At 71.8% G+C, this 4,207-nt stretch carries 3 protein-coding genes; 2 read left to right on the forward strand and 1 reads right to left on the reverse strand.

The annotated features are described in order from the left end of the window. Positions 1-1,741: 1,741 nt before the first annotated feature. Positions 1,742-2,623, reverse strand: coding sequence for a LysR family transcriptional regulator (locus ACFRCG_RS44695; RefSeq protein ID WP_380042407.1), 882 nt, complete (start codon positions 2,621-2,623; stop codon positions 1,742-1,744). Positions 2,624-2,802: 179 nt separating this feature from the next. Here ACFRCG_RS44695 and ACFRCG_RS44700 point away from each other — a divergent pair, with 179 nt between their 5' ends. Both ACFRCG_RS44700 and ACFRCG_RS44705 read left to right on the forward strand, forming a co-directional pair. Next, positions 2,803-3,972 (forward strand): nuclear transport factor 2 family protein, encoded by a 1,170-nt coding sequence (locus tag ACFRCG_RS44700; RefSeq protein ID WP_380042408.1) that lies wholly within the window; start codon positions 2,803-2,805, stop codon positions 3,970-3,972. A gap of 47 nt (positions 3,973-4,019) precedes the next feature. Further along, positions 4,020-4,207: FTR1 family protein (locus tag ACFRCG_RS44705; protein ID WP_380042409.1), on the forward strand; the 188-nt coding region annotated here is incomplete at its 3' end.

The raw sequence follows: 4,207 nt of genomic DNA on the forward strand, positions 1-4,207 counted from the left end.
GTTGCTCGGCGAAAACCGACCGGCAGCGGGGAGCAGGGTGGGCGGTCAGGTCGGGTTCCCGGGTGGCCTTTCCGAGTGGGCCGGGCGCTTTCGGCGTGGGTTGCGCTTTGGGTTGCGGGTGGCTGGTGCGGGGCTGGTCTGAGTCGGTGGTGGGCCGCCGCCGGCGTGCGGGGCTCCGAGACGGGGGCTTTCGACGAGACGGGTGTGTTGCTCGGCGAAAACCGACCGGCAGCGGGGAGCAGGGTGGGCGGTCAGGTCGGGTTTCCCGGGTGGCCTTTCCGAGTGGGCCGGGCGCTTTCGGCGCGCGCTGCGCCTTGGTTGCGGGTGGCCGGTCCGGGGCCGGCCAGAGTCGATGATGGGCCGCCGCCAGCGTGCGGGGCTCCGAGACTTCGGACTTCCGGCGAGACGGGTATGTTGCTCGGCGAAAACCGGCCAGCAGCGGCGGGCAGGGTGGTGGTCGGGTCGAGTCCTCCGGAGGGCCTTCCCCAGGGAGTCGGGTGCTTCCGGCGCGCGTTGCGCTCCCGGTCGCGGGTGGCCGGTCCGGGGCCGGCCAGAGTCGATGATGGGCCGCCGCCGGCGTGCGGGGCTCCGAGACTTCGGACTTCCGGCGAAACAAGCACCTTGCTCGGCGAAAACCGGCCGGCAGCGAGGAGCAGGGAGGGCGGTCGGGTCGAGTCCTCCAGGGGCCTTCCCGAGTGGGTTGGGGTGCTTCGGGAGCGTTTGGAGGGGAGTTGGGTTCGAAACCGGATCGCGATCGGTGGTTATGGGCCTTGAGCTTCGATGACCTGCGGTTTTGTGGTGTCGGGGCGGAGAATCGGGCGTTGAGTGCCGGTTTCGTGCGCTCCAACCCCCTCAACGTCGCTGCAAAGACCAAACCCGCCCGATCGCAGCCGACTTCGGGCGCCGCGACCTCGCAGAGGCCATCGAGGAGACCGAAAGTGCCCATTGGGAGCCGAAACCGGATCCCGAGGCACCTCAAACGCTCCCGCTTCCCGCTGACCTGCGGTTTTCTCTCACACTGAGGCCACGGCACCTCACGTCGTCCGGTTTTGTGAACTCTCGCTCCTCACATGCCCACTGCACCTCAAAATGCCCTGCCAACCCACTCGGGAAGGCTCCTCGGCGGGATCGACCGGACCGCCCTCCCTCCCCGCCGCTGCCGGCCGGTTTTCGCCAAGCACCGCACCCGTCTCGTCGAAAGCCCCGTCTCGGAGCCCCGCACGCTGGCGGCGGCCCATCACCGACTCTGGCCGGCCCCGGACCGGCCACCCGCAACCACAAGCACAACGCCCACCGAAGACACCCGGCCCACCCGGAACGGCCGGCCAGAGAACACAACCCGACCACCCACCCCACCCCACTGCCGGCCGGTTTTCGCCAAGCACCGCACTCGCCTCGTCGAAAGCCCCGTCTCGGAGCCACGCACGCCGGCGGCGGCCCACCACCGACCCTGGCCGGCCCCGCACCAGCCACCCGCAACCCAAAGCGCAACCCACGCCGAAAGCACCCGGCCCACTCGGAAAGGCCACCCGGGAACCCGACCTGACCGCCCACCCTGCTCCCCGCTGCCGGTCGGTTTTCGCCGAGCAACACACCCGCCTCGCCGAAAGCCCCCGTCTCGGAGCCCCGCACGCCGGCGGCGGCCCACCACCGATTCAGGCACACCCCGCACCAGCCAACCGTGACGCACGCCGGGAGCAGTTCCGGCGCCGCGTGGCCCGAGGTCTCCGGCGGGGGTGCGTCAGGTGAACGCTGTCGCCAAGTGGGTGGACAAGGCCGTTGCCGCTGGGTGTTGGTCGTGTTGTGGGGTGATCGTGTAGATGCCGCGGGTTGGGGGGTCTACCAGGGTCGCCGTGGTGACGTCTGTGCGTAGGGCGATGGTCAGGGCGGCGGGGATCAGGGCGATGGCGTGGCCGGTGGCGACCATGGCGACTTTGCCGGGTAGGTCGGCCGCGGTCAGGTCGATTCGGGCGGTGGTTCCGGCGCGGGCGGCGTGGCGGCGTAGGAGGGCCGCCGAGCCGTCGTTGTCCTCGACCCAGGTCTGGTCGGCCAGTTCGTGGATCGGCAGCGGCCCCCGGCCGGCGTGCGGGTGGTCGGCGGGCAGGACGACCACCATCTCGTCCAAGCCCAGCAGCCGTCGTTCCACCCGGGGGTCGTCCGGCAGCCCCGGCGGCGCGTCCGTGACCACGGCGATGTCCAGGTCGCGGGCGAGCACCCGGTCGTACAGGTCGGCGCTCGATCCGGGCAACAGGCTCCACCGCAGCGCGCCTTCGTCGTCCAGGAGGCGGCGGATCGCGGCGGGTACGATCCCGGCGGCCAGGGACGGCGTCGCGCCGACGGTCAGCGGCCGACCCGGTGCCCCGTCCCGTACGTCCCGAACCGCGCGCACCGCCCGATCCGCCTCGTTGAGCACGACCAGGGCGTGATGCCGGAACACCTCGCCGGCCGGCGTCGGCCGCACCCCGCGCACCTGCCGCTCGACCAGCGCCACCCCGAGCCGCCGCTCCAGGCCGGCGATCTGCCGGGAGACGGCCGACTGGGTGTGGCCGAGTTCGACCGCCGCCGCCGACAACGACCCGACCCGACACACCGTCACGAAGCTCCGCCACACGGTCAGATCCACGTTGTCTCCTCCATGGCACGGGCACGGGCACGGGCATAGGCATGGGCACGCTCGTGCTCGTGCGCACGTGCCTGGCACGAGTATGCCGAGCCCCGGGCGGGCTATATGCGAGATTCGCATGCCTGCCCTTCCCAAGTTGCGCTTGTCGCAGGGCTTGCCACTGCTTCACGCTGGGGCGCATGACCACCGCACCGCGCACGATCGCCGTCCTCGGCCTGGGCCGCATGGGCACCGCTGTCGCGACACGACTCGCCGAGCACGCCCACGAGGTGATCGGCTGGACCCGCTCCGGGCGCCCCGCCACCGGCAGCCCCTTCGACACCGCCGACGACCCGACCACCGCCGCCGCGAAGGCCGACGTAGTCCTCCTCGCGCTGTTCGACGGCCGGGCCTGCCGCGAGGTTGTCGACCAGGTCCGCGCCTCGCTTCGCCCCGACGCCATCGTGGTGAACACGAGCACGATCGCCCCCGCCGACGCGTCGGCGCTGGCCCATGAACTCGGGGCCTCCTACGTGCACGCGCCCGTACTCGGCTCGGTGCCCGCCGTCGCCGCCGGGACCCTGGACATCCTCGCCGGCGCCGACCCCGACACGCTCGATCGGGTGCGGCCGGTGTTGGCGGCGCTCGGCACCGTGCGGCCCGTCGCCGACGCCGGTACCGCCGCCGCCCTCAAGCTGATCGCCAACAGCAGCCTCGCCGGCGGAGTCCTGGCCCTGCGCGAGGCGCTGCGGCAGGGCGACGCGCTCGGGCTGCCCCGGACCGAGGTGCTGGATGTACTCGAATTCGGCCTGCTCGGCGGACTCGTGGCCCGCAAGCGCGGCATCCTCACGAACACGGCCGACCGCGCCCCTGCCGCCCAGTTCACCATCGCCGCGCTGGCCAAGGACCTGGACCTGCTGGCCACCGCGTCCGGCACCCCGCTGCGCAGCGCGGCCGACCTGGCCGGTACCCCGTCCGACCCCGAAGCCGACATCGCCGTCGCCGCCCTTACCCCCGCCGCCCCCGAAGCGGTGCTCGAACCCCTCCGCGCCTATTTGCGCGGACACGCCACCGGCGACCCCGCCCACTTCCGCGCCGCGTTCCTGCCCACCGCGCATGTCGAAGGCATCCGGGACGGCGCGTTCGTCTCGTGGGGCCTCGACGAATATTGCGCGCTCTTCCCCGGTCGGCCCGCCCCGGACGAGCCGACCCGCTCGCGCCGCATCGACACCGTCGACGTACACGGCACCGTCGCCACCGCGACCATGACGCTGCGACACGGCACCGACACCTTCACCGACGTCTTCCTCCTGGCCCACGTCGACGAAAAGTGGCGCATCACCAACAAGGCCTACCACCGACACCCCTGAGCCCCGGCCCCCAAACCGGCCGGCCCCGGCCGCCCGCCCGCCCGGACATGACCGATCCCATGTTGACGACGCATCCGAACGGGTGCTTTGGTGAGCCTCGCCTAAATTCCGAGATTTGTTCGATCGAGCGGGGTCACCTGGTGTTCGCCAACTACCTGATAGGTCTGCGCGAAGGGCTGGAAGCAGCTCTCGTGGTCAGCATCCTGATCGCCTATCTCGTCAAGAGCGACCGCCG

This window comes from Embleya sp. NPDC056575, from assembly GCF_042793325.1.
Classification (GTDB): domain Bacteria; phylum Actinomycetota; class Actinomycetes; order Streptomycetales; family Streptomycetaceae; genus Embleya.